General features: G+C 58.3%; 19 protein-coding genes. 6 read left to right on the top strand and 13 right to left on the bottom strand.

Annotation, left to right across the window (positions count from 1 at the left end; all coding sequences use genetic code 11):
• Positions 1-7: 7 nt before the first annotated feature.
• The 5 genes from mglA to folE all read right to left on the bottom strand — a co-directional run bounded on the left by mglA (position 8) and on the right by folE (position 5,961).
• The gene (gene mglA / locus LGM20_RS07940) at positions 8-1,528 is read right to left on the bottom strand and encodes a galactose/methyl galactoside ABC transporter ATP-binding protein MglA (protein WP_002912876.1); all 1,521 of its coding nucleotides are present in this window, start codon (positions 1,526-1,528) and stop codon (positions 8-10) included.
• A gap of 118 nt (positions 1,529-1,646) precedes the next feature.
• A complete protein-coding gene (gene mglB / locus LGM20_RS07935; protein ID WP_023290441.1) occupies positions 1,647-2,645 on the bottom strand; it encodes a galactose/glucose ABC transporter substrate-binding protein MglB in 999 nt (332 codons plus the stop codon).
• 296 nt (positions 2,646-2,941) lie between these two features.
• Complete coding sequence (galS, locus tag LGM20_RS07930; protein WP_023290442.1) at positions 2,942-3,964, bottom strand: HTH-type transcriptional regulator GalS; 1,023 nt, start codon at positions 3,962-3,964, stop codon at positions 2,942-2,944.
• Positions 3,965-4,119: 155 nt separating this feature from the next.
• Positions 4,120-5,277: a DUF418 domain-containing protein YeiB gene (gene yeiB, locus LGM20_RS07925; RefSeq protein ID WP_044524213.1), complete on the bottom strand. Its 1,158-nt coding sequence runs from the start codon at positions 5,275-5,277 to the stop codon at positions 4,120-4,122.
• A gap of 15 nt (positions 5,278-5,292) precedes the next feature.
• Positions 5,293-5,961, bottom strand: a complete 669-nt coding sequence (gene folE / locus LGM20_RS07920) for a GTP cyclohydrolase I FolE (protein ID WP_023290444.1) — start codon at positions 5,959-5,961, stop codon at positions 5,293-5,295.
• Between the two features lie 360 nt (positions 5,962-6,321).
• Here folE and fghA point away from each other — a divergent pair, with 360 nt between their 5' ends.
• Positions 6,322-7,155, top strand: coding sequence for an S-formylglutathione hydrolase (fghA, locus tag LGM20_RS07915; RefSeq protein WP_044524215.1), 834 nt, complete (start codon positions 6,322-6,324; stop codon positions 7,153-7,155).
• Between the two features lie 57 nt (positions 7,156-7,212).
• Here the strand turns inward: fghA and cirA are convergent, their stop codons facing one another.
• Positions 7,213-9,186 carry a catecholate siderophore receptor CirA gene (cirA, locus tag LGM20_RS07910; RefSeq protein WP_023290446.1) on the bottom strand — a complete coding sequence of 658 codons (1,974 nt, stop codon included), beginning with the start codon at positions 9,184-9,186 and terminating at the stop codon, positions 7,213-7,215.
• A 712-nt stretch (positions 9,187-9,898) separates the two neighbouring features.
• Here cirA and LGM20_RS07905 point away from each other — a divergent pair.
• Entirely contained in the window at positions 9,899-10,288 is a 390-nt protein-coding gene (locus LGM20_RS07905) for a hypothetical protein (RefSeq protein WP_044524217.1), read from the top strand.
• Here the strand turns inward: LGM20_RS07905 and LGM20_RS07900 are convergent.
• Together LGM20_RS07900 and yieE are read right to left on the bottom strand one after the other, a co-directional pair.
• Positions 10,278-11,747, bottom strand: coding sequence for an amino acid permease (locus LGM20_RS07900; RefSeq protein WP_023290447.1), 1,470 nt, complete (start codon positions 11,745-11,747; stop codon positions 10,278-10,280). The genes LGM20_RS07905 and LGM20_RS07900 overlap by 11 nt on opposite strands.
• 179 nt (positions 11,748-11,926) lie before the next feature.
• Complete coding sequence (yieE, locus tag LGM20_RS07895; RefSeq protein ID WP_004201638.1) at positions 11,927-12,793, bottom strand: DNA-binding transcriptional regulator YeiE; 867 nt, start codon at positions 12,791-12,793, stop codon at positions 11,927-11,929.
• A gap of 265 nt (positions 12,794-13,058) precedes the next feature.
• Here yieE and LGM20_RS07890 point away from each other — a divergent pair, with 265 nt between their 5' ends.
• Positions 13,059-14,108: a YeiH family protein gene (locus LGM20_RS07890; RefSeq protein ID WP_044524219.1), complete on the top strand. Its 1,050-nt coding sequence runs from the start codon at positions 13,059-13,061 to the stop codon at positions 14,106-14,108.
• A 71-nt stretch (positions 14,109-14,179) separates the two neighbouring features.
• Complete coding sequence (gene nfo, locus LGM20_RS07885) at positions 14,180-15,034, top strand: deoxyribonuclease IV (protein ID WP_023290450.1); 855 nt, start codon at positions 14,180-14,182, stop codon at positions 15,032-15,034.
• 53 nt (positions 15,035-15,087) lie between these two features.
• On the opposite strand, the gene fruA is transcribed toward nfo, so the two are convergent.
• Genes fruA through fruB form a run of 3 tightly spaced genes read right to left on the bottom strand, consistent with a single transcriptional unit; the run spans position 15,088 to position 18,868 of the window.
• Complete coding sequence (gene fruA / locus LGM20_RS07880) at positions 15,088-16,782, bottom strand: PTS fructose transporter subunit IIBC (protein WP_044524221.1); 1,695 nt, start codon at positions 16,780-16,782, stop codon at positions 15,088-15,090.
• A gap of 16 nt (positions 16,783-16,798) precedes the next feature.
• On the bottom strand, positions 16,799-17,737 hold the full coding sequence (gene fruK / locus LGM20_RS07875; protein ID WP_002912941.1) for a 1-phosphofructokinase: 939 nt from the start codon (positions 17,735-17,737) through the stop codon (positions 16,799-16,801).
• Complete coding sequence (fruB, locus tag LGM20_RS07870) at positions 17,738-18,868, bottom strand: fused PTS fructose transporter subunit IIA/HPr protein (protein WP_023290452.1); 1,131 nt, start codon at positions 18,866-18,868, stop codon at positions 17,738-17,740. It abuts the gene before it with no gap.
• A gap of 336 nt (positions 18,869-19,204) precedes the next feature.
• Between fruB and setB the strand changes: the two genes are divergently transcribed.
• Positions 19,205-20,386: a sugar efflux transporter SetB gene (setB, locus tag LGM20_RS07865; protein WP_044524222.1), complete on the top strand. Its 1,182-nt coding sequence runs from the start codon at positions 19,205-19,207 to the stop codon at positions 20,384-20,386.
• A gap of 34 nt (positions 20,387-20,420) precedes the next feature.
• Here the strand turns inward: setB and LGM20_RS07860 are convergent, their stop codons facing one another.
• Both LGM20_RS07860 and LGM20_RS07855 read right to left on the bottom strand, forming a co-directional pair.
• Positions 20,421-21,557: an HlyD family secretion protein gene (locus LGM20_RS07860; RefSeq protein ID WP_044524224.1), complete on the bottom strand. Its 1,137-nt coding sequence runs from the start codon at positions 21,555-21,557 to the stop codon at positions 20,421-20,423.
• A gap of 1 nt (position 21,558) precedes the next feature.
• Positions 21,559-21,903 (bottom strand): DUF3302 domain-containing protein, encoded by a 345-nt coding sequence (locus tag LGM20_RS07855; RefSeq protein ID WP_032453532.1) that lies wholly within the window; start codon positions 21,901-21,903, stop codon positions 21,559-21,561.
• Between the two features lie 213 nt (positions 21,904-22,116).
• Here LGM20_RS07855 and LGM20_RS07850 point away from each other — a divergent pair, with 213 nt between their 5' ends.
• Entirely contained in the window at positions 22,117-23,049 is a 933-nt protein-coding gene (locus LGM20_RS07850) for a LysR family transcriptional regulator (protein ID WP_032453533.1), read from the top strand.

Raw genomic sequence — 23,049 nt, 5'->3', positions numbered from 1 at the left:
CCTGATCTTAAAGGTGCAATGACGCAAGACGCAGTATTTCGTTTTGCGTGGTGGTTTTAGTCTCAACAATGCCCGCGACCAGGCCGTTGCTCATCACCAGAATGCGGTCGGTAATCCCCAGCAGTTCCGGCATTTCGGAGGAAATAATAATGATCCCTTTATCTTTTTTAGCCAGCTCGGCAATCAGCTGATAGATCTCGAATTTGGCGCCGACGTCGATACCGCGCGTCGGCTCGTCCAGCATCAGGATCTCCGGCTGGGTCAGCAGCCAGCGGCCAATAATGACCTTTTGCTGGTTACCACCGGAAAGCGAACCAATCTGCGTATGCTGGCCGGGGGTTTTAACGCGCATAGAGTCAATGACCCATTGGGTATCGCTCTTCATCCGCGAGTTATCCAGCAAGCCGACGCTGTTTTTATATTTCTTAATATTGGAGATCAGCGAGTTAAAACCGATATCCAGATAGGCGTAAATCCCGGTGGAGCGCCGCTCCTCGGTCACCAGCGCAAAACCGTGGTTAATCGCCTCATTGGCGCTGTGGTTGTTGATCTTCTTCCCGTGCAGGGTGATGGTGCCGCTGGCCTTCTCACGGATCCCGAACAGAGTCTCCACGATGTCGGTCCGCTTCGCGCCCACCAGACCGGCGATACCGAGAATTTCGCCCTTATGCAGATCGAAGGAGACATCGCGAATGGACGGCTGGCGCAGGGAGGTAAGATTGCGCACCTGAAGGATCACTTCTCCCGGGGTGTTTTCGCGATCCGGAAAGCGCTGGTTGAGCGAACGCCCGACCATCATGGCGATGATCTTGTCCATATCCAGCCCTTCCAGCGGCTGAGTGGCGATCCACTGGCCGTCGCGAAGGATGGTAATTTCATCGCACAGCTGGAAAATCTCTTCCATTTTGTGCGAGATATAGACGATACCGCAGCCGCGATCTTTCAGCTTGCGGATGATCTTAAACAGATGGTTGACCTCTTTTTCCGTCAGCGAGGACGTCGGCTCGTCCATGATGACGATTTTGGCGTCATAGGAAAACGCCTTGGCGATCTCAATCATCTGCATCTGGGATACCGATAAGGTACCGACGCGGGCGCGCGGGTCGATATCAATATCCAGCTCATCAAATATGGCCTTGGTGTCCCGGTACATTTTGTCCTGATCGACAAACATACCTTTAGTGGGATAACGCCCGAGCCACATGTTGTCCATGACCGAACGCTGTAAGACTAGGTTTAATTCCTGATGTACCATCGAAATACCGTTTTCCAGGGCTTCTTTCGCCGAATGGAAATCGATCTCTTTTCCCTGAAAAAGAATGCTGCCGGAATCTTTTTGATAGATCCCAAAAAGGCATTTTAATAATGTCGATTTACCGGCGCCGTTCTCACCCATTAACGCATGAATGGAGTGCGGACGAACCTTCAGGTTGACATTATCAAGAGCCTTGACGCCAGGAAACGATTTGTTGATGTTGCTCATCTCCAACAAATATTCGCCTGACCGTTCGCTATTATTGCTGACCATAGTTATACCTGGCTGCGTTCATGCACGCCCCGTCCGGCGCAATAACGCCAGCAGGAGTCTGGTTCTGTATCAGGAATAATCGGGCGTGGATAACCCACGCCCGCAACTCACATCACGATTATTTGCCGGTAAACTGGCTCAGGTTGTCTTTATCGACGCCCACATAGGGGACGCGAACAATCTTGTTGTCAATTTTCCAGTTGGTGCCTGCCGCAGCGTCTTTCCCGTCGGCCAGGTTTTTCGCCAGATCGAAGGTCGCTTTCGCCTGGTTGTTAGCATCGTTCAGCACGGTACCGGCCATCGCGCCGGATTTCACCAGCGCCAGGGCTTCCGGCAGCGCATCCACGCCGAACACCGGAATGCTGCTCTTGTTGTGCGCTTTCAGCGCTTCAACCGCGCCCATCGCCATGGCGTCGTTGTTAGCGATCACCACTTCAATCTTGTTCGCATTCGGGCCGGAGAGCCAGGCGTCCATTTTGTCTTTCGCCTGGGCGGTATCCCACATGGCGGTGTCCATCTGCAGCTGCTGGGTCTTCAGGCCTTTATCATTCAGCTCTTTGATAACGTAGGTGGTACGCGCTTCCGCATCCGGATGGCCCGGCTCGCCTTTCAGCAGGACGTACTGGATCTGGCCGTCTTTATTCAGATCCCAGTTCGGGTTGGCTTTCCAGTGCTTGGCGATCAGATCGCCCTGAATAATCCCGGACTCTTTCGAGTCGGTACCGACGTAATAAGCTTTGTCATAGCTATCCAGCGCTTTACGGGAAGGCTCTTTGTTGAAGAACACCACCGGAATGTTCTGCCCGCGCGCTTTTTCGATGACCGTTCCCGCCGCAGCCGGGTCAACCAGGTTGATCGCCAGGGCTTTCACGCCTTTCGCCAGCAGCACGTCAATCTGATCGTTTTGTTTCGACTGGTCGTTCTGCGAGTCATTCATCAGCAGCTGGACGTCAGGCGCGGATTTGCCATCTTTTTCAATCGCCTTACGCACCACCGACATAAAGTTGTCGTCATATTTATAAATCGTCACGCCGATACGGGTATCTGCTGCGTGTGCTGCGGCGCCAAATAACAGACCAGCCATTACAGCAGAGAGGGTAAACACCTTCTTATTCATGGAATCTCCGGTTTTATTATGCAGGGTCATTTTTGTGAAAAAGTGCGGGCGGGATTTGTTGCATTAGTGTTACCGCACAACGCATTTCACGACGAAAATTCGGTCTTCCGTGTCGGGTAACGCTCCAGAAAAATACGACTCTAATACTCGTTTAACGCCTTGTTCCTACTGAAGAAAGTGAGGATTTCCCATCACCTCGCGGTTCAGACTGGTAAACGCTGCCATCATAATCAGGTGAATGTTAATATACTGTGAATTTACTCACAAATTGAAAGCGGTTACATCCCGCCGCCGCTTCAGTTAGTGATCGGCCCCACAGTTTGCCGCTGGGCAACGGAGTGACGGCGCACCAGGGTGGGCATAAAGCAGTGCGTCGCCTCGCGATCCAGCTTGCCGGCCGCCCCCAGCAGCGCCAGCTCGGTGGCCAGCTTCGCCATCGACATTACCGGATAGCGCACGGTGGTCAGCTGAGGATCGGTGTAACGGGAAATAGGGATATCATCAAAGCCAATCAGCGACAGATGCTGCGGCACGACAATGCCGTTGTCCTTCAGCGTGGTCAGCGCGCCGGCCGCCATGCTGTCGTTATAGGCGAACACCGCAGTGAGGCCGAGATTCCGCCCCAGCAGTTCGACCATCGCCGCTTCGCCGCCCTGCATGTCCGGGGAGCCGGACCCGACCCAGCTGTCCGGGGCGATGATGCCCTGCTCCTGCAGCGCTTTGCTCCACCCTTCCCGGCGCATATCGTCGTCTTCAATGCCGTGATTGGAGGAGAGATAACCGATGCGCTGGTGGCCGTGATTGAGCAGCATGCGGGTAGCCATCAGCGCGCCGCTAACATTGTCGAGGCCGACGCAGCGATGGGCAAAGCCCGGCACGATGCGGTTGATCAGCACCATCCCCGGGATATGTTGCATAAAGTCGCTCAGTTCAGCATCGCTGAGCGCTTTAGAATGGACGATCAGCGCCGAGCAGCGCTGGCGGATCAGCACCTCGATGGCATGGCGCTCTTTTTCCGCCTCGTGATAGCTGTTGCCGATCAGCACATACTTATGATGCTGCTGGGCGACGGTATCCACCGCTTTCACCAGCGCGCCGAAGAAGGCATCGGAGACGTCCATCACCACCACGCCGATGGTATCGCTGACCTGGGTGGCCAGCGCCTGGGCGTTGGCGTTGGGCCGGTAGCCCAGCTGGGTCACCGCTTTCATCACCACGTCGCGCGTATCCGGACTCACCAGCGCGCTATTGTTCAGCACCCGCGACACGGTGGCCACGGATACGCCCGCCTGGCGGGCGACATCACGAATGGTGATCATACTCAGCGACCTTAAGAGAATTACAGCACGTCACATTCACCTCCTGTGCTCAGCAAGGAGGCTATTCTGGCAGCGACCCGCGGTCCGCTACGTGAGTGAGGTCACACGGCTGGAAACGTTTACATCCGTTTTGTTAATGATTGTGATCGAGATCGTTATCTGGATGTGTCTTTCAATGATGTCCCTGACGCACGCAGGGTTAACTGACGCCACAGCCATTCCACCGGCCCCTGGCGGAAGCGGCGCAGCCAGAGTGATGACACGAGGAGGTTGACGGCCCAGATGGGGGGAACAAAGGCCAGCAGCTGCAGACGATCGAAGCGCATAAACAGCCCGAGATGATAAAACAGGGTGGTGCAGATCAGGGTCTGCAGCAGGTAGTTGCTCAGCGCCATGCGTCCGACGCAGGCGATAGCCCCCACCAGGCGGAAACGGCAGAGCTGCGGCCAGTAGCCCCAGGCCAGCGAGGCATAGCCGATAGCCTGCAGCGGGGCGCTCAGTTCACGCGGCGCCTGCAGTAAAAACGCGCACCAGCGATAGTCCCAGGCCAGATACCACTGGGCGACAATAGCCGGCACATTCACCGCCATCCCGGCTAGCACCAGCAGCGCGCCGGTGCGCCGATAGTGACGCTGGCTGAACTGCCCTTTCAGCCAGCCGCTGCGCATCAGCGCCGCGCCTATCAGCATCATCCCCGCCAGCTGCCAGCCATACTGCGCGCCGAGCGCCAACAGATTGTCCGACAGCATATCCGCCCGGTTGCTGACCGCCTCCATGCCGCCGTGCAGCTTCCAGTACTGCTCATACTGCAGATTGGCCGCGTCCGGTACCCAGGAGCGATTCGCGGCCGTCCCCGAGATAATCCCCAGCAGGACCAGCACCGCAATACCGGTGAGGTAGAGCACCACCCCGGTGTTAAACAGCGATTTAACATGCTGCGCCTCGCGCACCATGCGCCAGCTCACCAGCCCCACCAGGGCGTAGGCCAGCAGAATATCGCCATCCCAGAAGAAGAGACCGTGAATGAAACCAAGCAACGCCAGCAGGGTCAACCGCGACTGGATCCAGCGTTTGCCGCGGGGGAGCAGGAGCTGCAGACCGGCGCCAAACAGCAGCGCGAACAGGGTAAGAAACTTCACCTGCGCCAGCAGGTCAAGGATCGCCCAGGTCCAGGCGTCGCTGAGGGTCGCGCTTCCTGACCAGGCCGGATTGAGGTAAGCGGCCTTCGGCAAGCCGAAGGCGCTGATATTGAGAAGCAGGATACCGAGGATGGCGACGCCGCGGACAAAGTCCAGCGTGACATTTCTCTCCATGTACCCTGCTCCGTTTTAGTTGTGGTGACGTACTGCGCGCAGGAATTCCTGGCGGGTATTCTGGCTGGATTTGAACAGGCCACCGAGGGAGGTGGTGGTAGTGGCGCTGGTCGCGTCGCGGATGCCGCGGGCTTTCACGCAGTAATGCACCGCGTCAATGGATACCGCCACGTTGCTGGTGCCGAGCAGCGTCTGCAGCGCGATCAGGATCTGCTGCGTGAGACGCTCCTGGACCTGCGGGCGCTGGGCGAAGAACTGCACGATGCGGTTGATTTTCGACAGGCCGATCACCGAATCTTTCGGGATATAGGCTACCGTCGCTTTACCATCGATGGTGACAAAGTGGTGTTCGCAGGTGCTGGTCAGGGTGATATCGCGCACGGTGACCATTTCATCGACCTTCATTTTGTTTTCAATGACGGTGATTTTCGGGAAACGGGAGTAATCCAGTCCGGAGAAGATCTCATCGACATACATTTTGGCGATGCGATGCGGGGTCTCCATCAGACTGTCATCACTCAGATCCAGATTCAGCAGTTGCATAATCTCGGTCATATGACCGGTAATCAAACGCTTGCGTGTTTCGTTATCAATTTCTTGTACTGGCGCACGCATCGGCGTCTCCAGCCCACGAGCGACCAGCGCTTCATGAACGAGGACGGCTTCTTTACTCAGTGATGACATTTGGGTTTCTCCTGCAGGTGTGGCGCTCTTTGCTTTTTCTGGGGGCAAAGTTTGTATTCATTGTGCGTGAGGTGGCGCACAGAATCCAGTAGCCGTAACGATAATTATTGAAATTGGCGCTGCCTTTTATTAAGGCGCGAAGCCACGCCTCAGGCGCGACGCCAAATCCCTATCGCCGAATCCGGAATGATCCAACCGCTGTACGCATCCATAAGCGCCATCGCTACACCGGCATGTTGGCTATAAGTTGCATTAATGATGCAGTAAGTTCTCAAAAGGAGAAAGTGAAAGTTGCTCACCGGCTAATGAAATATCTGTATTATGAACGTTTACGCGCACATCCCTTCCGAGGAGCCTTGCATGGAACTGCTTGAAGAGCATCGCTGTTTTGACGGCCAGCAACAACGCTGGCGTCATCACTCCCCTGTCCTGAACTGCGCCATGACGTTCAGCATTTTTTTACCGCCTGAGCGTGAAACGCCGCCGCCGGTGCTGTACTGGCTGTCCGGGCTGACCTGTAACGATGAAAACTTTACCACCAAGGCGGGCGCTCAGCGCATTGCCGCCGCGCTGGGCATCGCGCTGGTGATGCCGGATACCAGCCCGCGCGGTGACGAGGTGGCCAACGATGACGGTTACGATCTGGGGCAAGGCGCTGGCTTCTACCTGAACGCCACCGAGGCGCCGTGGTCGGCGCACTACCGGATGTACGATTACCTGCGCGACGAACTGCCCGCGCTTATCCGCAGCGAGTTTACCGTCGGCGAACGCTGCGCCATCAGCGGCCACTCGATGGGCGGTCACGGCGCGCTTATCATGGCGCTCACCAATCCCGGCCGCTACGCCAGCGTCTCCGCCTTCGCGCCAATCGTCAATCCCTCCCAGGTGCCGTGGGGCAAGAAAGCGTTTACCGCCTATCTCGGCGCCGATGAATCGACATGGCGCGCCTGGGACAGCTGCGCCCTGATGCAGGCCAGCCAGCCGGCGGACGCGGTGCCGACGCTTATCGATCAGGGCGATAACGATCCGTTCCTCGCCGGACAGCTGCAGCCCGCGGTGCTGGCGGAGGTCGCGCGGCAGAAGGCCTGGCCGTTAACGCTGCGCATCCAGCCCGGTTACGATCATAGCTACTACTTTATTGCCTCGTTTATCGAAGACCATCTGCGTTTCCACGCGCAGCATCTCTTTAGCTAAACGCAACCTGCGCCGCGACTCCACGTCGCGGCGCAGGCCATCGTTAAGCGCCAACGATCAGAAGCGATAATCCACGGCCATAAAGTAGCGACGGCCCTCTTCGGTATAGCTGTAGTCGTCCCGGTTGAGATCTTTATCGCCCACGTTCTGCACCCCGGAGCGCAGTTTCACGTTTTTGGTGACCTGCCACGCCGCGCCGACGTCAAACAGGGTATAGCCGCCCGGCGTTTTGCCGGTGGCGCTCACCGCGCGCTGCTGGCCGGTATAGTTGGCCGTCACGTAGAAGGACCAGTCGTCCAGCGGTTTCCAGTCAAGCGTGCCGTTGGCGGTATGGAACGGCAGCGTCTGCAGCGGTTTGTCGCCGCCGTTGCTCAGATCGCGACCATCGTTGTAGGTGTAGTTCACCGTCAGCTTCCACTCATCGCCGAACGGGATCTTCACCTCAGTCTCCACCCCTTTGATGCGCGCTTTGTTGACGTTGAAATAGCGGAAGATCGGCACGCGCTTACCGTTGACGGTTTTCCAGCCGACAAAGTTCGGGTAGCCCGGCGCTTCGCTGGCGCTGGAGGTGCGCAGAACATCAATCATATCGTCGACATTATTCTGGAAGGTGGTGATGCTGCCTTCAACATCCTGCAGCCAGCCCTCTTCCCCACGATAGTAGAGACCAAGCTCGAAGCTTTCGCTGGTTTCCGGCTTCAGATCCGGGTTACCGATGATGCTGCACGAGCCGCGGCAGGAGTTGGTGGTCCAGTCGGGGTTAAGCTGCAGCAGCGACGGGGCTTTAAACGCCGTCGCCCAGCCGCCTTTGACGGTGACGGTATCGGTGGCGTTATACACCAGATAGGCGCGCGGGCTCCAGTGATCGCCATAGGTCTGATGGTCGTCCATACGAATGCCGGTGGTCAGCGCCAGCGGCTCGATGATGCGCCATTCGTCTTCAATAAACAGGGCGTACTGGCTGGCGGAGGTGGACTGGCCGCCGCTGCTCAGGTTGACCGGATCTTTCAGCTTGTCGTGGCGCCATTCGCCGCCGAAGGTCACCAGCTGGTTAATCATGTCCAGCGGCAGGACATACTTGCCGTCGATGGCATTGCTTTCCGAGGTGATGGTGCCGTTCTGCCCCGGATTTTTGTTATCCACCTTTTCGCCGTAAAACTTGAGCTCGCTGTTGCCCATCTCCCAACGGCCGTTATGGCTCAGGGAGTAGTTCTCACGCTCAAGGCGGTTGCGGTCAAGGGAATCGGAGTCGCGATCCTGGCGGTCAAAGCCATAGCCCGCGGTGAAATCGTGGTTGTCGTTCGGCGTCCAGGCGAATTCAACATTGCCATCGCGGCTGGTGAAGCCCTCGATGCGCGGCGTTTCGCCGGTGGCATTGCTGGAAGACTGCGGATCGTCCTTGGCGCGCTTCGCCAGGCTGCCGTAGGCCTTCATCCCGAGCACGCCGTCGATCAGCGGGCCGCTGGTGAAGAACTGGCCGTTCCAGGTATCGCCGCGGTCGCGGTGTTCCTGAATGGTGGTATCGGCGCTCAGCGTCCCGGTCCATTTCTGGCCGATTTTTTTGGTAATAATGTTGACCACGCCGCCGAGCGCATCAGAGCCGTACAGGGAGGACATCGGGCCACGCACCACCTCGATACGTTCGATGGCATCCACCGGGATCCAGTTCAGGTCGAAGTCATTGTGGCGGAAGACGGCGTTCCGGGAGTTGACGCGTTTCCCGTCGACAAGGATCAGGGTATAGCTGCTGCTCAGACCGCGAATGCTGACGCCCTTGCGGTTATCCCCTTCGTTGGTGAGCTGGACCCCGGGCACATCTCGCAGTACGTCTTTCAGGTTCTGCACCGGCTTGCGCTGCAAATCCTGCTGGGTGATGACGCTGATGCTCGCCGGTGCGTCTTTGACGCTCTGTTCAGTGGCCGAGGCGGTCACCACCAGCGTTTCTTCATTCACATCGGCCAGGGCCGGAAACGCCAACGATACGACGGACGCAGACAATCCCGCCCGGATAAAAGGGTTTAACCTGAACATTCCAAATCTCCATGAGGTGTACAACCAAACAAACAAAAAGGTGCTGCTCACACGCGCTGGCGGCCTGCCGCTCTGTCGGCGGTAGACTCGCGCTGTTTTCTCGTCGATGTGGCTGGTCGCCCGATGTCAGTCTGTACACATGGCAGAGACGGGGGGAGTGGCTTCATCCGTAATGGTCGGAAATGATAAAGATAATGATTTCTATTATCAATCTAATTATGAATAATTGTGTCAGGCTGTAACCGTGTGGACATAAAAAAAGCCCTCTTTTCAGAGGGCTTCCGGGTGATACAAACCTGTTTTCGTTATCGTACTCATCTGTCTGCCGGGTGGCGCCTTTCGCCTTACCCGGCCTACGAAAAATTGCAATATCAAACAGTTACGCAAATATCTGTAAGCCCGCGCAAGCAGCGCCGCCGGGCAATTCCTGAAGATTGCGCTTGACCAGCAAGATGAAGCCCTCTTTTCAGAGGGCTTCCGGGTGATACAAACCTGTTTTCGTTATCGTACTCATCTGTCTGCCGGGTGGCGGCTTTCGCCTTACCCGGCCTACGAAAAATTGCAATATCAAACAGCTACGCAGATATCTGTAGGCCCGCGCAAGCGCAGCGCCGCCGGGCAATTCCTGAAGATTGCACCTGGCCAGCACGATGAAGCCCTCTTTTCAGAGGGCTCCGGGTGATGACAAACCTGTTTTCGTTATCGTACTCATATGTCTGCCGGGTGGCGGCTTTCGCCTTACCCGGCCTACGAAAAATTGCAATATCAAACAGTTACGCAAATATCTGTAGGCACGCGTAAGCGCAGCGCCGCCGGGCAATTCCTGAAGATTGCACCTGGCCAGCACGATGAAGCCCTCTTTTCAGAGGGCTTCCGGGTGATGCAAACCTGTTTTCGTTATCGTACTCATATGTCTGCCGGGTGGCGGCTTTCGCCTTACCCGGCCTACGAAAAATTGCAATATCAAACAGTTACGCAGATATCTGTAGGCCCGCGCAAGCGCAGCGCCGCCGGGCAATTCCTGAAGATTGCGCCTGGCCAGCACGATGAAGCCCTCTTTACAGAGGGCTTTTATCGCACAATAGCGAAGATTAACGCTTAAAGCGGTCCGGGAAGGTCATTTCGCTGTAGCGAACGAAGCGGGTGCCTTTCGCCAGTTTGTACCCAAACCAGATGACGAGGAACAGCGGAATACCGATGTAGGTCGCCGCCACGCCGCCCCAGTCAATGGTGTCCTTGAGGAACGCTTCGTAGTTCTGTCCGAGGGTGATGATCAGGCACAGCACGAAGGCGAAGATCGGCCCCAGCGGGAAGAACCCGGAACGATACGGCAGATTATTAATATCGTTACCCTGCAGGACGAAGCCACGACGGAAACGATAGTGGCTGATGGCAATCCCCAGCCAGGCGATAAAGCCCGTCATCCCCGAGGTGTTCAGCAGCCACAGGTACACCGTCTGGTTACCGAACATCGAAGTCAGGAAGCACAGCGCCGCGATAACGGTGGTCGCGTACAGGGCGTTGCGCGGTACGCCGCCACGCGACAGCTTCGAGAAAATGCGCGGCGCTTTGCCGTCGCAGGCCAGGGTATACAGCATACGCGTAGAGGCGTACATCCCCGAGTTACCCGCCGACAGAACGGCCGTCAGGATAACGGCGTTCATGATCGCCGCCGCCGACAGCAGACCGGCGTGCTGGAAGACCAGCGTGAACGGGCTGACGGAGATATCTTTAACATCGTTGCGCAGCAGGCTCGGATCGGTATACGGAATGATCAGGCTGATAATCAGGATCGCGAAGACGTAGAACAGCAGGATACGCCAGAAGACCTGGCGCACCGCGCGCGGAATGTTCTTTTCCGGGTTCTCAGACTCACCGGCGGCAATACCGATAAGCTCGGTGCCCTGGAAGGAGAAGCCGACAATCATCGCCACGCCGATCATCGCCGAGAAGCCGCCGGCAAACGGCGCATCCGCGATCCCCCAGTTGCTCCAGCCGGCAGGCTGCGCCCCTTTGAAGATGCCGACAATCATCATCACGCCGACGATGATAAAGATAATGACGGTGGCCACTTTGATCAGCGAGAACCAATATTCCGCCTCGCCAAAGCCGCGCACCGAGATCCAGTTCAGCAGGAACATAATACCGAGGAACAAGGCGCTCCAGATCCAGCCTGGGGTATCAGGGAACCAGTAGCTCATCACCAGCTGCGAGGCCACGAGGTCAACGGCGATCGTTACCGCCCAGTTGTACCAGTAGTTCCAGCCCAGCGCGAAGCCGAAGCCCTCTTCAACATAATTCTGCCCGTAGGTGGCGAAGGAACCGGACACCGGCATAAACGCCGCCAGTTCGCCCAGGCTGGTCATCAGGAAATAGACCATCAGACCGATCAGAATATAAGACAGCAGCGCCCCGCCGGGACCTGCTTGCGAAATCGTTGCGCCAGAGGCAACAAAAAGACCCGTACCGATGGAACCGCCGATGGCGATCATGGTCAAGTGGCGCGCCTTTAGTTCACGACGTAGCGTGGGCGCTTCTGTGGTTTTAGTTTCCGAAACCATGTGATAATGCTATCCATCCAAAAAATGAGGCGCGATTGTAGCAGACGATCGGGGTTCCATCCGGTACAAATGCAAAGTTATAAGAGAGCTTCATGATCGACCGCAAATTATTAGTAAAGCACTAACCTGCGGAATTGCCAGCAAATTCCCCCCCTCTATCAGGCGATAAAGCCGGATCGCTACACCTGGCAATACTGCAGAAAACGTTGTAATGCTTTGGAAATATGCTTCTGCCGGTGGTGGATCCGCCACAGCGTGCGCGTCAGCCGGGGCAGCGGCACTTTCAGCTCCGCCAGCGTGCCGGAGGCCAGCTGTTCGGCAATCACCCGCCGCGATAAGCAGCTGATCCCCAGCCCATGGCGCACCGCGTGTTTGATCGCCTCCGAGTTGCCCAGCTCCATCCCCAGATGAAACGCCGGCAGATGCGACAGCAGAACGTAATCGACAATCTCCCGGGTGCCAGACCCATGCTCGCGCAGGATCCACGGCGCCTCGGCCAGCTGCTGCAGGGTCACCTCCCCCGCCAGCAGCGGCGAGTCAGGCGCGGCAAACACCACCAGCTCATCTTCCAGCCACGGCTCGGCGATAATATCGGCGGCATGGCACGGCCCCTCGATCAGACCGAAATCCACCCGCAGGTCGGCAACGGCGTTGATCACGTCCAGGCTGTTGCCCACGCTCAGCTCAACCGGCAGATCCGGGAAGTCATGGCGATAGCGGGCAATGATCTCCGGCATAATATAGTTGCCGATGGTGCTGCTGGCGTAGACCCGAATCGCCCCGTTGTCGCCGCGAAACAGCTGCTCGATCTCCAGGGCCCGCTCCAGCAACGCCAGGGCGCGCGGATAGAGCAGCCGTCCATGCTCATTGACCACCAGCCGCTTGCCGACGCGGTCGAACAGCTGTACACCAAGCTGCCCTTCCAGATCGGTCAGCGCGGCGCTGACCGCCGATTGCGAAAGCGCCAGCATCTGTGACGCCTGAGTGGTCGACCCACTCTTATGGACTTCGGCGAACACTTCCAGCTGCCGCAGCGTAATATGCATAACCCACCCGTTTAGTAATCCAGTCTGAATAACCTTCCTTACTATGGTGACACAAATCGAGGCGGCTGACGGAAGGAAAATCCCCTTACGTCACAAAATCATCGTCTTGCTGACAAGAGCTGCTCGCTTGCGCGCCTCACTCCCCTGCCCCGTTGTCCCCGGCGAAGCGGCCATTAACCACTTATTACGATTGATTATAAACATATAATCAATTTTATATTTAATCCCGCGCGGCGTAACCTTTAGGCAGACAAAGGAGAAGGTTATGACAGCACTCACTTTACCCACCAAACATCGTTCCCTGTGGCATTTTGTCCCAGGCCTGGCGCTGACCGCCGCCCTGACCGGCGCCGCCCTGTGGGCCGGTAGCTTCCCGGCCATCGCCGGGGCGGGCTTCAGCGCCCTGACCCTCGCTATCCTGTTCGGGATGGTCGTCGGTAACACGGTCTATCCGAAAATCTGGCAGCCCTGCGACGGCGGGGTGATCTTCGCCAAACAGTATCTGCTGCGCCTGGGGATCATCCTCTACGGCTTCCGCCTGACGTTCGCCCAAATTGCCGACGTCGGCGTGAGCGGTATTTTGATTGACGTTCTGACGCTCTCCAGCACCTTTTTCATCGCCTGCTTCCTGGGCCAGAAAGTGTTTGGGCTCGATAAGCACACCAGCTGGCTGATCGGCGCCGGCAGCAGCATCTGCGGCGCGGCGGCAGTGCTCGCCAGCGAGCCGGTGGTCAAAGCTGAAGCCAGTAAAGTGACCGTCGCCGTCGCCACGGTGGTGATCTTCGGTACCATCGCCATCTTCCTCTACCCGGCGATGTACCCGCTGCTGGCGCACTGGTTTACCCCGGAGACCTACGGGATCTATATGGGTTCCACCATGCATGAAGTGGCGCAGGTCGTCGCCGCCGGCCATGCGGTCAGCCCGGATGCGGAGAACGCCGCGGTTATCGCTAAAATGCTGCGCGTGATGATGCTGGCCCCGTTCCTGCTGTTCCTGGCGGCGCGTGTTAAACAGCTGACCCCGGCGGGTAACGGCGAGAAAAGCAAAATCACCATTCCGTGGTTTGCCATTATGTTCATCCTGGTGGCGGTGTTTAACTCCTTCCATCTGCTGCCGAAAGCGGTCGTGGAGATGCTGGTGACGCTGGATACCGTCCTGCTGGCGATGGCGATGGCCGCTCTTGGGGTGACCACTCACGTCAGCGCCCTGAAAAAAGCCGGGGCGAAACCGCTGCTGATGGCGCTGATGCTGTTCGTCTGGTTGATTGTCGGCGGCGGGGCCATTAACGTCGCCATCCACAGCCTGATGGCATAAAGCACTACATCTTTCTCCAGTTAAGCCGCTATCATTACCCACCCCCCAGCGGCTTTAACTGGAGTTTTTTTATGAAATACGTAGGAGCGCACGTGAGCGCCTCAGGTGGACTGGCCAATGCCGCCATTCGCGCCGCCGAAATCGAAGCAACCGCCTTCGCCCTCTTCACCAAAAATCAGCGCCAGTGGCGCGCCGCGCCGCTCAGCGACCAGACCATCGCCGAATTCAAAGCCGCCTGTGAAAAGTATCACTTTGGCCCCGGACAGATCCTGCCGCACGACAGCTACCTGATTAACCTCGGCCACCCGGTGGAAGAGGCGCTGGAAAAATCCCGTGACGCCTTCATCGATGAGATGACCCGCTGCCAGCAGCTGGGGCTGACGCTGCTCAACTTCCACCCCGGCAGCCATCTGCAGCAGATCCCGGAGGAAGAGTGTCTGGCGCGCATCGCCGAATCGATCAATATCGCGCTGGCGAAGACCGAAGGCGTTACCGCGGTGATCGAAAATACCGCCGGCCAGGGCAGCAACCTCGGCTTTAAGTTCGAGCACCTCGCGGCCATCATCGACGGCGTGGAAGATAAAACCCGCGTCGGCGTCTGCATCGATACCTGCCACGCGTTCGCCGCCGGCTATGACCTGCGCAGCGCGGAAGCCTGCGAGAAGACCTTTGCCGACTTCGACCGTATCGTCGGCTTTCAGTATCTGCGCGGCATGCACCTTAACGATGCCAAGAGCGCCTTCGGCAGCCGGGTTGACCGTCACCATAGCCTGGGGGAGGGCAACATCGGCCACGATTGCTTCAGCTGGATCATGCAGGACAACCGCTTCGACGGCATTCCGCTGATTCTGGAAACCATCAACCCGGATATCTGGGCGGAAGAGATTGCCTGGCTGCGGGCGCAGCAGATCGCCGAAGTGGCGTAAATAGAGACATAAAAAAAGGGCCGAACAGTCGGCCCTTTTTTATTGCGCAGAGATTATGCCGCTTTTTCGACTTCCGCTACCTGCGCTTCCGGGCGTTTCAGCACCGCGTAGGAGAGGCCCGCCACCAGCGTCCCGGCAACAATCGCCAGCAGGTAGCCCAGCACTGGCGTAATCGCCCCCGGGATCAGCAGAACAAACAGCCCGCCGTGCGGCGCCATCAGTTTCGCGCCAATCGCCATCGAGATAGCGCCGGTTACCGCGCCGCCGACGATACAGCAAGGCAGCACGCGCATCGGGTCACGGGCGGCAAAAGGAATCGCCCCTTCAGAGATAAAGCACAGGCCGAGAACCAGCGCGGCTTTACCCCCTTCCCGCTGCCCTTTGTCGAACTTATTGCGGGCAACCAGCGTCGCGATACCCATCGCCAGCGGAGGCACCATACCGGCCGCCATGATCGCCGCCATCGGCGCGTAGGTCTGGGTACTCAGCAGGCCAACGCCGAAGGCATAGGCCGCTTTGTTCACCGGGCCGCCCATGTCGGTACACATCATCGCGCCGAGGATCGCGCCCAGCAGAACCGCGTTGGCGGTGCCCATGGTTTGCAGCCAGTGGGTCAGCCAGGCGAGGATACCGGCGACCGGTTTACCAATCAGGTAGATCATCGCCAGGCCCACGATCAGGCTGGAGACCAGCGGAATGATCAGAATCGGCTTCAGCGCTTCCATACTCTGCGGCAGTTTCAGCTTAGTGCTGATGGCTTTCGCCACGTAACCGGCAAGGAAACCGGCAATGATCCCGCCGATAAAGCCGGAGCCGCCGCTGACCGCCAGCATACCGCCGATAAGACCCGGGGTCAGACCCGGACGGTCGGCAATAGAGAAGGCGATAAAGCCCGCCAGCACCGGCACCATCAGCGCGAAGGCCGAGCCGCCGCCGATTTGCATCAGCGCCGCCGCGAGGGTGTCTTTCACTTCAAACGCTTTGATCCCGAAGGCAAAGGAGAGCGCGATACACAGGCCGCCCGCCACCACCATCGGCAGCATGTAGGAGACGCCTGTCAGCAGGTGGCGGTAGGCGCCCGCCGACTCTTTTTTACCTTCGCCAGCAGCCTGAGGTTTACCGGAAGGCTGGTACGGTTTGGCTTCAGCCACCGCTTTGTCCAGCTCCTGGGCGGTTTTCTTCAGCGCCAGACCGGTGGTGGTGCGATACATCGGCTTGCCGGCGAATTTCGCCAGGTCGACTTCGATATCGGCGGCGACGATCACCAGATCCGCCTCGGCCACCTCTTCCGGGGTGATAGCATTGCCCGCGCCGACGGAGCCGCGGGTTTCCACTTTCACCCACCAGCCGCGTTTTTTGGCTTCGGTTTCAATGGCTTCTGCCGCCATAAAGGTATGAGCAACGCCGGTCGGACAGGCGGTGACCGCGACAATACGTTTCGGTCCGCCGGTGGCCGCCGGGACTGCCGCGGCGGCAGGCGCCGCGTACGGCGTCGCGTGGCCTTTGGCTTCGCTGAGGAACAGCTCCGGGTGCGCCACGGCGCGATTAATATCGCCGAGGTAGACCTGTTTGCCGTTCAGCGCGCTGTCAGTGGGCAGCGCCGACCCGAGAACAATCACCAGTTCGGCGTCGTTCGGATTATCAATCAGTTCAAGGTGCGCTTTTGGCGCTGCGGCACCCAGCAGGGTTTTCGCCATATAGGCGCGCGCCTGTCCGAGTCCGGCATCAATAATCAGCAGCGTTTTCATTATGCCTCTCCTGCTGTCAATTAAAGGGTTGTAAGTCGACGCGCGCCATCATCGCGGCCAACTGGGTACGGTCGGTGATCCCGACGTTGCTCTGGCTGACAGCCAGGGCAGCGACGGCGGTCGCCAGGCGCAGGGTATGCTCGCTGGATTCACGCATCAGCAGGCCGTAAATCAGGCCGCCGACCATCGAATCGCCGGCGCCAACGGTGCTGACCACTTCGACTGAAGGCGGTTTGGCAATCCACTCGCCTGAGGCGTTCACCCACAGCGCGCCCTCTTCGCCCAGGGAAATCACCACGTGGGCGATCCCCTGCTCGCGCAGCGCATGGGCGGCGTCGATAACGTCTTTCATCTCCGGCAGCTTACGGCCAGCCCAGATCTCCAGCTCGCGACGGTTCGGTTTCACCAGCCACGGCGCCGCTTTCAGTCCGGCAACCAGCGCTTCGCGGCTGCTGTCGAAAATGATGCACGGGCACTGGCTGCGCAGACGGGTCATCCAGTCGGTAAAGGCTTCCGGGCTGACGCCGGACGGCAGGCTGCCGCTGACGCAGACCATATCGAACTGCCCCAGCCAGCTCAGGGAGTCGTTGACGAAGCGTTCCCAGTCGCCTGGGGTCACTTCAAAGCCGGAGAAGTTGAAATCGGTCACTTCGCCATCTTTTTCCGTCAGCTTAACGTTGATGCGGGTCCGGCCCTGCACCACCTGGAAACGGTTGGCGATCCCCAGCTCGCTGAACAGCTGCTGAAAGCCATCCTGGTTGTCTTTCCCCAGGAAGCCGCCGACGGTGACGTCAATGCCAAGATCTTTCAGCACTTTCGCCACGTTGATGCCTTTCCCGGCGGCGTGCAGGCCGGTGGTACGCACCAGGTTCACTTCACCGCGCTCGATCTCCGGGGTGAAGCCCACCAGATCGTACGCCGGGTTTAAAGTAATGGTTGCTACACGTCTGCTCATTTATGCGCCCTCCCCAAGGCCTGCGGCGATCGCTTCGCCAATCGCATCCAGCGCTTGTTGCGCATCCTCACCCTGCGCGGTAAAGCGCAGACGGTGACCTTTTTTCACACCCAGCGCCACGACCTTCATCAGGCTGCGGCCGTTGGCCGGCTTGCCGGAACCGTCGAGGTTAGTGACGGTGACGTCGCTGGAAAATTGTTTAATGGTGTTGACCAGCATGGTGCCCGGACGGGCATGCAGGCCGTGCTCATTGCGCACCACGAATTCGGCGCTCAGCACATCTTCGGCAATCGCGTCGTCGCTGGTCAGCAGCGCCAGCACGGTGGCGGCGTCGGCTTTCAGCAGATGGTCAGCTTTCTTGTCCAGCAGCAGCTTGCTCAGGCGGTTCAGCACCGCGGTTGGCTGATCGTCGGTCATCGCCACCGTAACCAGCAGGGAAACCGGCTGGTCGTCGCGGGTGAAGGCGGTGGCGGCGCGGCTGACCGCCACGGCGCTGCGCAGATTGCCTTCGGCGCTGTCGTTCAGCCAGATGCCCTGACCGAGGTTCAGCGGCGTATCGTTAATGACGTGGCTAACGAAAGCGGAATCCACAGCGCCTGCTTCTTTCAGACGCGCGGCGTTCAGCGCCTGCAGGGTCAGCAGATCGCTGGCCGCGACGTCGAGACTCAGGGTCTCGTTGTCCAGCTTCAGCGCTTCGCTCTGTTTCTCCCCCATCAGCAGCGCACGCAGCTCTTCCGCGGTGGTGGCGGACTGCAGCTGGGCGGCGACCGCGTCATCGCTCAGCACATGGGTCAGCTGACGCAGCAGGCCGAGGTGTTCATCTGAGCTGGCGGCAATCCCGATCGCCACATAGGCGGTCTGCCCTTCGCCCCAGGTGACGCCCTGCGGGAACTGAAACACCTGAACGCCGGTCTTCAGCACCTGGTCACGCGTATCCGTCGTGCCGTGCGGGATCGCGATCCCGTTGCCGAGGAAGGTGGAGGTCTGCTGCTCGCGCGCCAGCATGCCGTTCACGTAGCCATCGGCCACGTTGCCGGCGCTGACCAGCGCGGCGGCGACCTGCCGGATGGCCTCTTCTTTATTACCGGCCTGCTGGCCGGGATGAATATCCTGCACAGATAACTGGAACATGGTTCTCCTCTCCTGCTGAATTGAATCGTTTCAGCTAACTTGAGAAAAAAGGCGCCATCTGACGGTGAACGATATGCCGAATGACGCTGAAACGTTTCAAGAATTCTGTACCTTTCTTGCTCAACGCGCAAGGTACGTCAGCGACTTGATTGCAGAACTTAGAGGTACTGCACACTTTTGCTGAAGCCCTGGCGCCTGGCTGCGGTAAACGTCAGCTTTTTGCTGAACCCTCTATTTTGAAACACCTTTTTAATTATTCGTGCCATACTACTGTTTATTTTCAGCCAGCAGGCGTAAACTCCGCGCCGTCTCCTGAAACTACAGAAAACCAAACACATGGAAAACCGAAGCGCCGCCCTTCCCCGACGCGGGTTCGATGTCACCTCTTCCGCCTTCCTGATCGTCGCCTTTCTGACGGGCATTGCCGGGGCGTTGCAGACGCCGACCCTGAGCCTGTTTCTGACCAATGAAGTGCATGTCCGCCCGGCGATGGTGGGTTTCTTTTTTACCGGCAGCGCCGTCATCGGCATTCTGGTCAGCCAGTTCCTCGCCGGACGTTCTGACCGTCAGGGCGATCGCAAGCAGCTGATTGTCGTCTGCTGCCTGCTGGGGGTGCTGGCCTGCGTGCTGTTTGCCTGGAACCGGAACTATTTCATTTTGCTGTTCATCGGCGTATTCCTTAGCAGCTTTGGTTCGACCGCCAACCCGCAGATGTTCGCCCTCGCGCGCGAGCATGCCGACAAAACCGGCCGCGAAGCGGTGATGTTCAGCTCCATTTTGCGCGCCCAGGTCTCCCTGGCCTGGGTGATTGGTCCCCCGCTGGCCTATGCGCTGGCGATGGGGTTTGGCTTTACCGCGATGTACCTCAGCGCCGCGGCGGCGTTTATCGTCTGCGGGATCATGGTCTGGCTGTTCTTGCCCAGCATGCGCAAAGCGAAGGCGGTGGCGACTGGCCGGCTGGAAGCCCCGCGCACGCACCGCCGCGATGCGCTGCTGCTGTTCAGCATCTGCACGCTGATGTGGGGCACCAACAGCCTGTACATCATTAATATGCCGCTGTTTATCATTAACGAGCTGCATCTGCCGGAGAAGCTGGCCGGCCTGATGATGGGGACCTCCGCCGGGCTGGAAATTCCCACCATGCTGATTGCCGGTTACTACGCCCGGCGCTTCGGTAAACGCTTTCTGATGCGCCTTTCCGCGGTGGCTGGGGTGCTGTTTTATGTGGGCATGCTGACGGTGCACACGCCGGCGCTGCTGCTGGCGATGCAGGTGCTGAACGCCATCTATATCGGGATCCTCGCCGGGATTGGCATGCTTTATTTCCAGGATTTGATGCCCGGGCAGGCGGGCGCGGCCACCACCCTCTACACCAATACCACCCGCGTCGGCTGGATCATCGCCGGCTCACTGGCGGGCGTGGTGGCAGAGATCTGGAGCTATCATGCGGTGTTCTGGATAGCGCTGGTTATGGGGATCGCCACGCAGGCCTGCCTGTGGCGGATCAGAGACGTATAGATAAGGTTGCCCGGCCGGAGCCGGGCAGTGCAGATTAGTGATCCAGATAGAGATAATGCAGCCAGCTGGTCATGCGCAGCAGAACCTTGCGCATAATCGACACATGGGCAAAATAATCGGTATATACCGCCGCCTGGGCGCTGACCCCGTCCGGTAAATGTTCCACTTCTGGATGGGGATCGAGGTCGATCAGCACGTAAATGCCCTCTTTCCCCGCCCCGGCGTTCAGCCCCTGCAGCGCGCCGCTGGCCTGATAGCTGCCGTCCGGGACGGTCGGCAACACGCGCGATACCTTACCGCTGTAGACGCTGCCCGGCAGACCGTTAAACACCACCTCCGCGCTGTCCCCGGCCGTCAGACGCAGGACCGAGTTCTGACGGAATACCGCCACCACCTGGCGCTTTTGCTGGGGAATAAACACCAGCACCGGCTTGAAGGGCAGACGCACCGCGGTCATCCCCGGCCGCGCCAGAAGCTGTGTGACGTAGCCGTCGCTCGGCGCGCGAATCACGGTTTGCGCCAGATTATACTCCGCCTCAAGGATCTGCGATTTCAGGCTGGCAATATTGGCATCCAGCCCGTGGTAGCGGCCGGATACCTGCTCTCTGGCGTTTTGTAATTGCGCTTTCGCCGCCTGCAGGACCGCCGCCTGGATCTGCACCTGCTGCCTCGCGTGAGTCACATCCTGTTCCGAAAAAGGATTCACCGGCATGGCCGCCCCCTGAGCATAGCGCTGGTTGTCACGGGTGACCCGGTCGTACTCCGCCTGCGCCTGCTGTACTCTGGCACGGGCATCGTCAATGGTCGCCTGCTTCGCCCGCAGCGTGGCCTCTTCGGCCGCCAGATCGGCTTTCAGCTTGTTCAGCCGCGCGCGGTAGCGGGTATCGTCGATGCGGAACAGCAGTTCGCCCTTCTTCATTAACACATTGGTTTTACTGGTGACCTCCACCACCTCGCCTGATACCTGGGGCACCATCGGAATGGAGACGACAATTTTTTGCGCTCGCATCGTATAGGGGTGGTTATAGTTCATCGTTAATATTAACGCGCCAACGACCACTATTCCGCCTAATATCGCTGTCGGGATTGTCCATTTATTTACTGGAATGCGAAATATCTTAAACACGCCCCAGGCAATGGCGACATAGCAAAGGATAATTAACAGATCCATATTATTTCTCGCTATTCTCCGCCGACGCCTGCTGGCTGTTTTTTAACGCCGCTTCAAGTAACGCAATGCGTTTTTCCAGCTCCGCTCGCTGCTGATGTCCCTCGGACTGCGAAGCCATCCCCCAGCCACGATCGGGCCGGTACAGCGTGGCCCAGATCCACAGGAAAGGCCAGATAGCATGCAGGGTAAACAGGCTTATCCAGCCCGCCACATGAATCGCGTCCTGATGGGGGTGCTGGCGTTTTTGCGCGATGTGATAGGGAATATCGTGGATAATAATAACTCCATAAAACAGTATGAGAAAAACCAGTATTAATACAAACAAAGCAAAATAATTAAGCAGCATGGTGCATATACACTCAGAAAGCCAGCGGGAAGATCGTTATTATTAATGACGTCGAGAACCACAAAAGAAGCAATAAAACGCACAGGTTTCCTTAAATAACCGACTGTTCACGGCAAAGGCCATCATACGTTCAGCAGATCAATAAATCACATGGCAATTCCGCCAAACTGGTATATCATTTTTGATATACCATCAATATCAGGAAGCGATAAGATGTTGAAAGACTTTAAAATGGATGAGCTGAGGATCCTCTGCGCCATCGCCGAAACCGCCAGCGTAAGCCGGGCAGCACAGCGCCTGAATATGCCCCAGTCTAACGTCTCACGGACGCTGACCAGCGTGGAGCGGAAAGTCGGCCTGGCCATTTTTCTGCGCACCGCCAGGGAACTGGTGCGTACCGAGTTCGGCGAGCAGTTTATTCACGCCAGCAGCGCCGTTCTTGAGCAGCATGAGCAGCTTATCAACCTCGCCGACCGTTATAAAAACACGCTGCAGGGCGTCGTCACCCTTGGGGCGCCCATCGGCATCCACCAGTTTCTCGGGCGCTATATTCTGCCGGCGCTAAGAAAAACGCTGCCGGAGCTGCAGATCAATCTGGTCACCCGCAACGCCAGCGAGCGGGAACAGAAATACGGCGCCATTTTCAATAGCGACTGCGATCTGCTGATAAGCCCCTTTAAGCCACAGAATGAAAACCTTATCGCCCGCCCCTTCACCCGCTTTCGCACCGGCGTTTTCGCCTCCCCGGATTACCTGGCGCAACACCCTATCGCCGAGCCGGAGGCGCTGGTGGATCATGAGTGCATCACCCTGCGCATGCTGGGCGGCAGCGACAATATCTGGACCTTCAAAAGCAAAAACGGCAAACCGCTCAATCTCACGGTAAAGGGGGGATTCGTGTGCGATAACACGCTGCCGGCGGTGGAGCTGGCGAAGCTGGGGATGGGGATCGTTTATGCGCCCTACTATTCACTCGCCACCGAGCTGGCGGCAGGACAGCTGGTTCCCTGTCTGAAGAAGGAGCGCTGCATCGATCTGCAGGCCTGGCTTATCTACCAGCGACGGGACATTCTTCCGCTACGCGTCCAGGCGCTGCTGGACGGCCTCAGCGTCCATATCAAAAACCTGTCTCATTTGCTGCTTTAA

This window comes from Klebsiella quasipneumoniae subsp. quasipneumoniae, from assembly GCF_020525925.1.
GTDB classification, from domain to species: Bacteria; Pseudomonadota; Gammaproteobacteria; order Enterobacterales; family Enterobacteriaceae; genus Klebsiella; species Klebsiella quasipneumoniae.
The sequence above is the reverse complement of the archived record's forward strand: the minus strand, read 5'-3'. Positions and strand labels throughout refer to the sequence as shown.

Excerpts from the sequence above, each read along its gene's own strand:
- setB (WP_044524222.1), top strand. The coding sequence starts at position 19,205 with ATGGAAAACCGAAGCGCCGCCCTTCCCCGACGCGGGTTCGATGTCACC.
- fruB (WP_023290452.1), bottom strand. The coding sequence starts at position 18,868 with ATGTTCCAGTTATCTGTGCAGGATATTCATCCCGGCCAGCAGGCCGGT.
- fghA (WP_044524215.1), top strand. The coding sequence starts at position 6,322 with ATGGAACTGCTTGAAGAGCATCGCTGTTTTGACGGCCAGCAACAACGC.
- folE (WP_023290444.1), bottom strand. The coding sequence starts at position 5,961 with ATGTCATCACTGAGTAAAGAAGCCGTCCTCGTTCATGAAGCGCTGGTC.
- mglB (WP_023290441.1), bottom strand. The coding sequence starts at position 2,645 with ATGAATAAGAAGGTGTTTACCCTCTCTGCTGTAATGGCTGGTCTGTTA.
- LGM20_RS07905 (WP_044524217.1), top strand. The coding sequence starts at position 9,899 with ATGTCTGCCGGGTGGCGGCTTTCGCCTTACCCGGCCTACGAAAAATTG.
- LGM20_RS07900 (WP_023290447.1), bottom strand. The coding sequence starts at position 11,747 with ATGGTTTCGGAAACTAAAACCACAGAAGCGCCCACGCTACGTCGTGAA.
- galS (WP_023290442.1), bottom strand. The coding sequence starts at position 3,964 with ATGATCACCATTCGTGATGTCGCCCGCCAGGCGGGCGTATCCGTGGCC.
- cirA (WP_023290446.1), bottom strand. The coding sequence starts at position 9,186 with ATGTTCAGGTTAAACCCTTTTATCCGGGCGGGATTGTCTGCGTCCGTC.
- fruA (WP_044524221.1), bottom strand. The coding sequence starts at position 16,782 with ATGAAAACGCTGCTGATTATTGATGCCGGACTCGGACAGGCGCGCGCC.
- LGM20_RS07850 (WP_032453533.1), top strand. The coding sequence starts at position 22,117 with ATGTTGAAAGACTTTAAAATGGATGAGCTGAGGATCCTCTGCGCCATC.
- LGM20_RS07860 (WP_044524224.1), bottom strand. The coding sequence starts at position 21,557 with ATGGATCTGTTAATTATCCTTTGCTATGTCGCCATTGCCTGGGGCGTG.
- LGM20_RS07890 (WP_044524219.1), top strand. The coding sequence starts at position 13,059 with ATGACAGCACTCACTTTACCCACCAAACATCGTTCCCTGTGGCATTTT.
- yieE (WP_004201638.1), bottom strand. The coding sequence starts at position 12,793 with ATGCATATTACGCTGCGGCAGCTGGAAGTGTTCGCCGAAGTCCATAAG.
- mglA (WP_002912876.1), bottom strand. The coding sequence starts at position 1,528 with ATGGTCAGCAATAATAGCGAACGGTCAGGCGAATATTTGTTGGAGATG.
- LGM20_RS07855 (WP_032453532.1), bottom strand. The coding sequence starts at position 21,903 with ATGCTGCTTAATTATTTTGCTTTGTTTGTATTAATACTGGTTTTTCTC.
- yeiB (WP_044524213.1), bottom strand. The coding sequence starts at position 5,277 with ATGGAGAGAAATGTCACGCTGGACTTTGTCCGCGGCGTCGCCATCCTC.
- nfo (WP_023290450.1), top strand. The coding sequence starts at position 14,180 with ATGAAATACGTAGGAGCGCACGTGAGCGCCTCAGGTGGACTGGCCAAT.
- fruK (WP_002912941.1), bottom strand. The coding sequence starts at position 17,737 with ATGAGCAGACGTGTAGCAACCATTACTTTAAACCCGGCGTACGATCTG.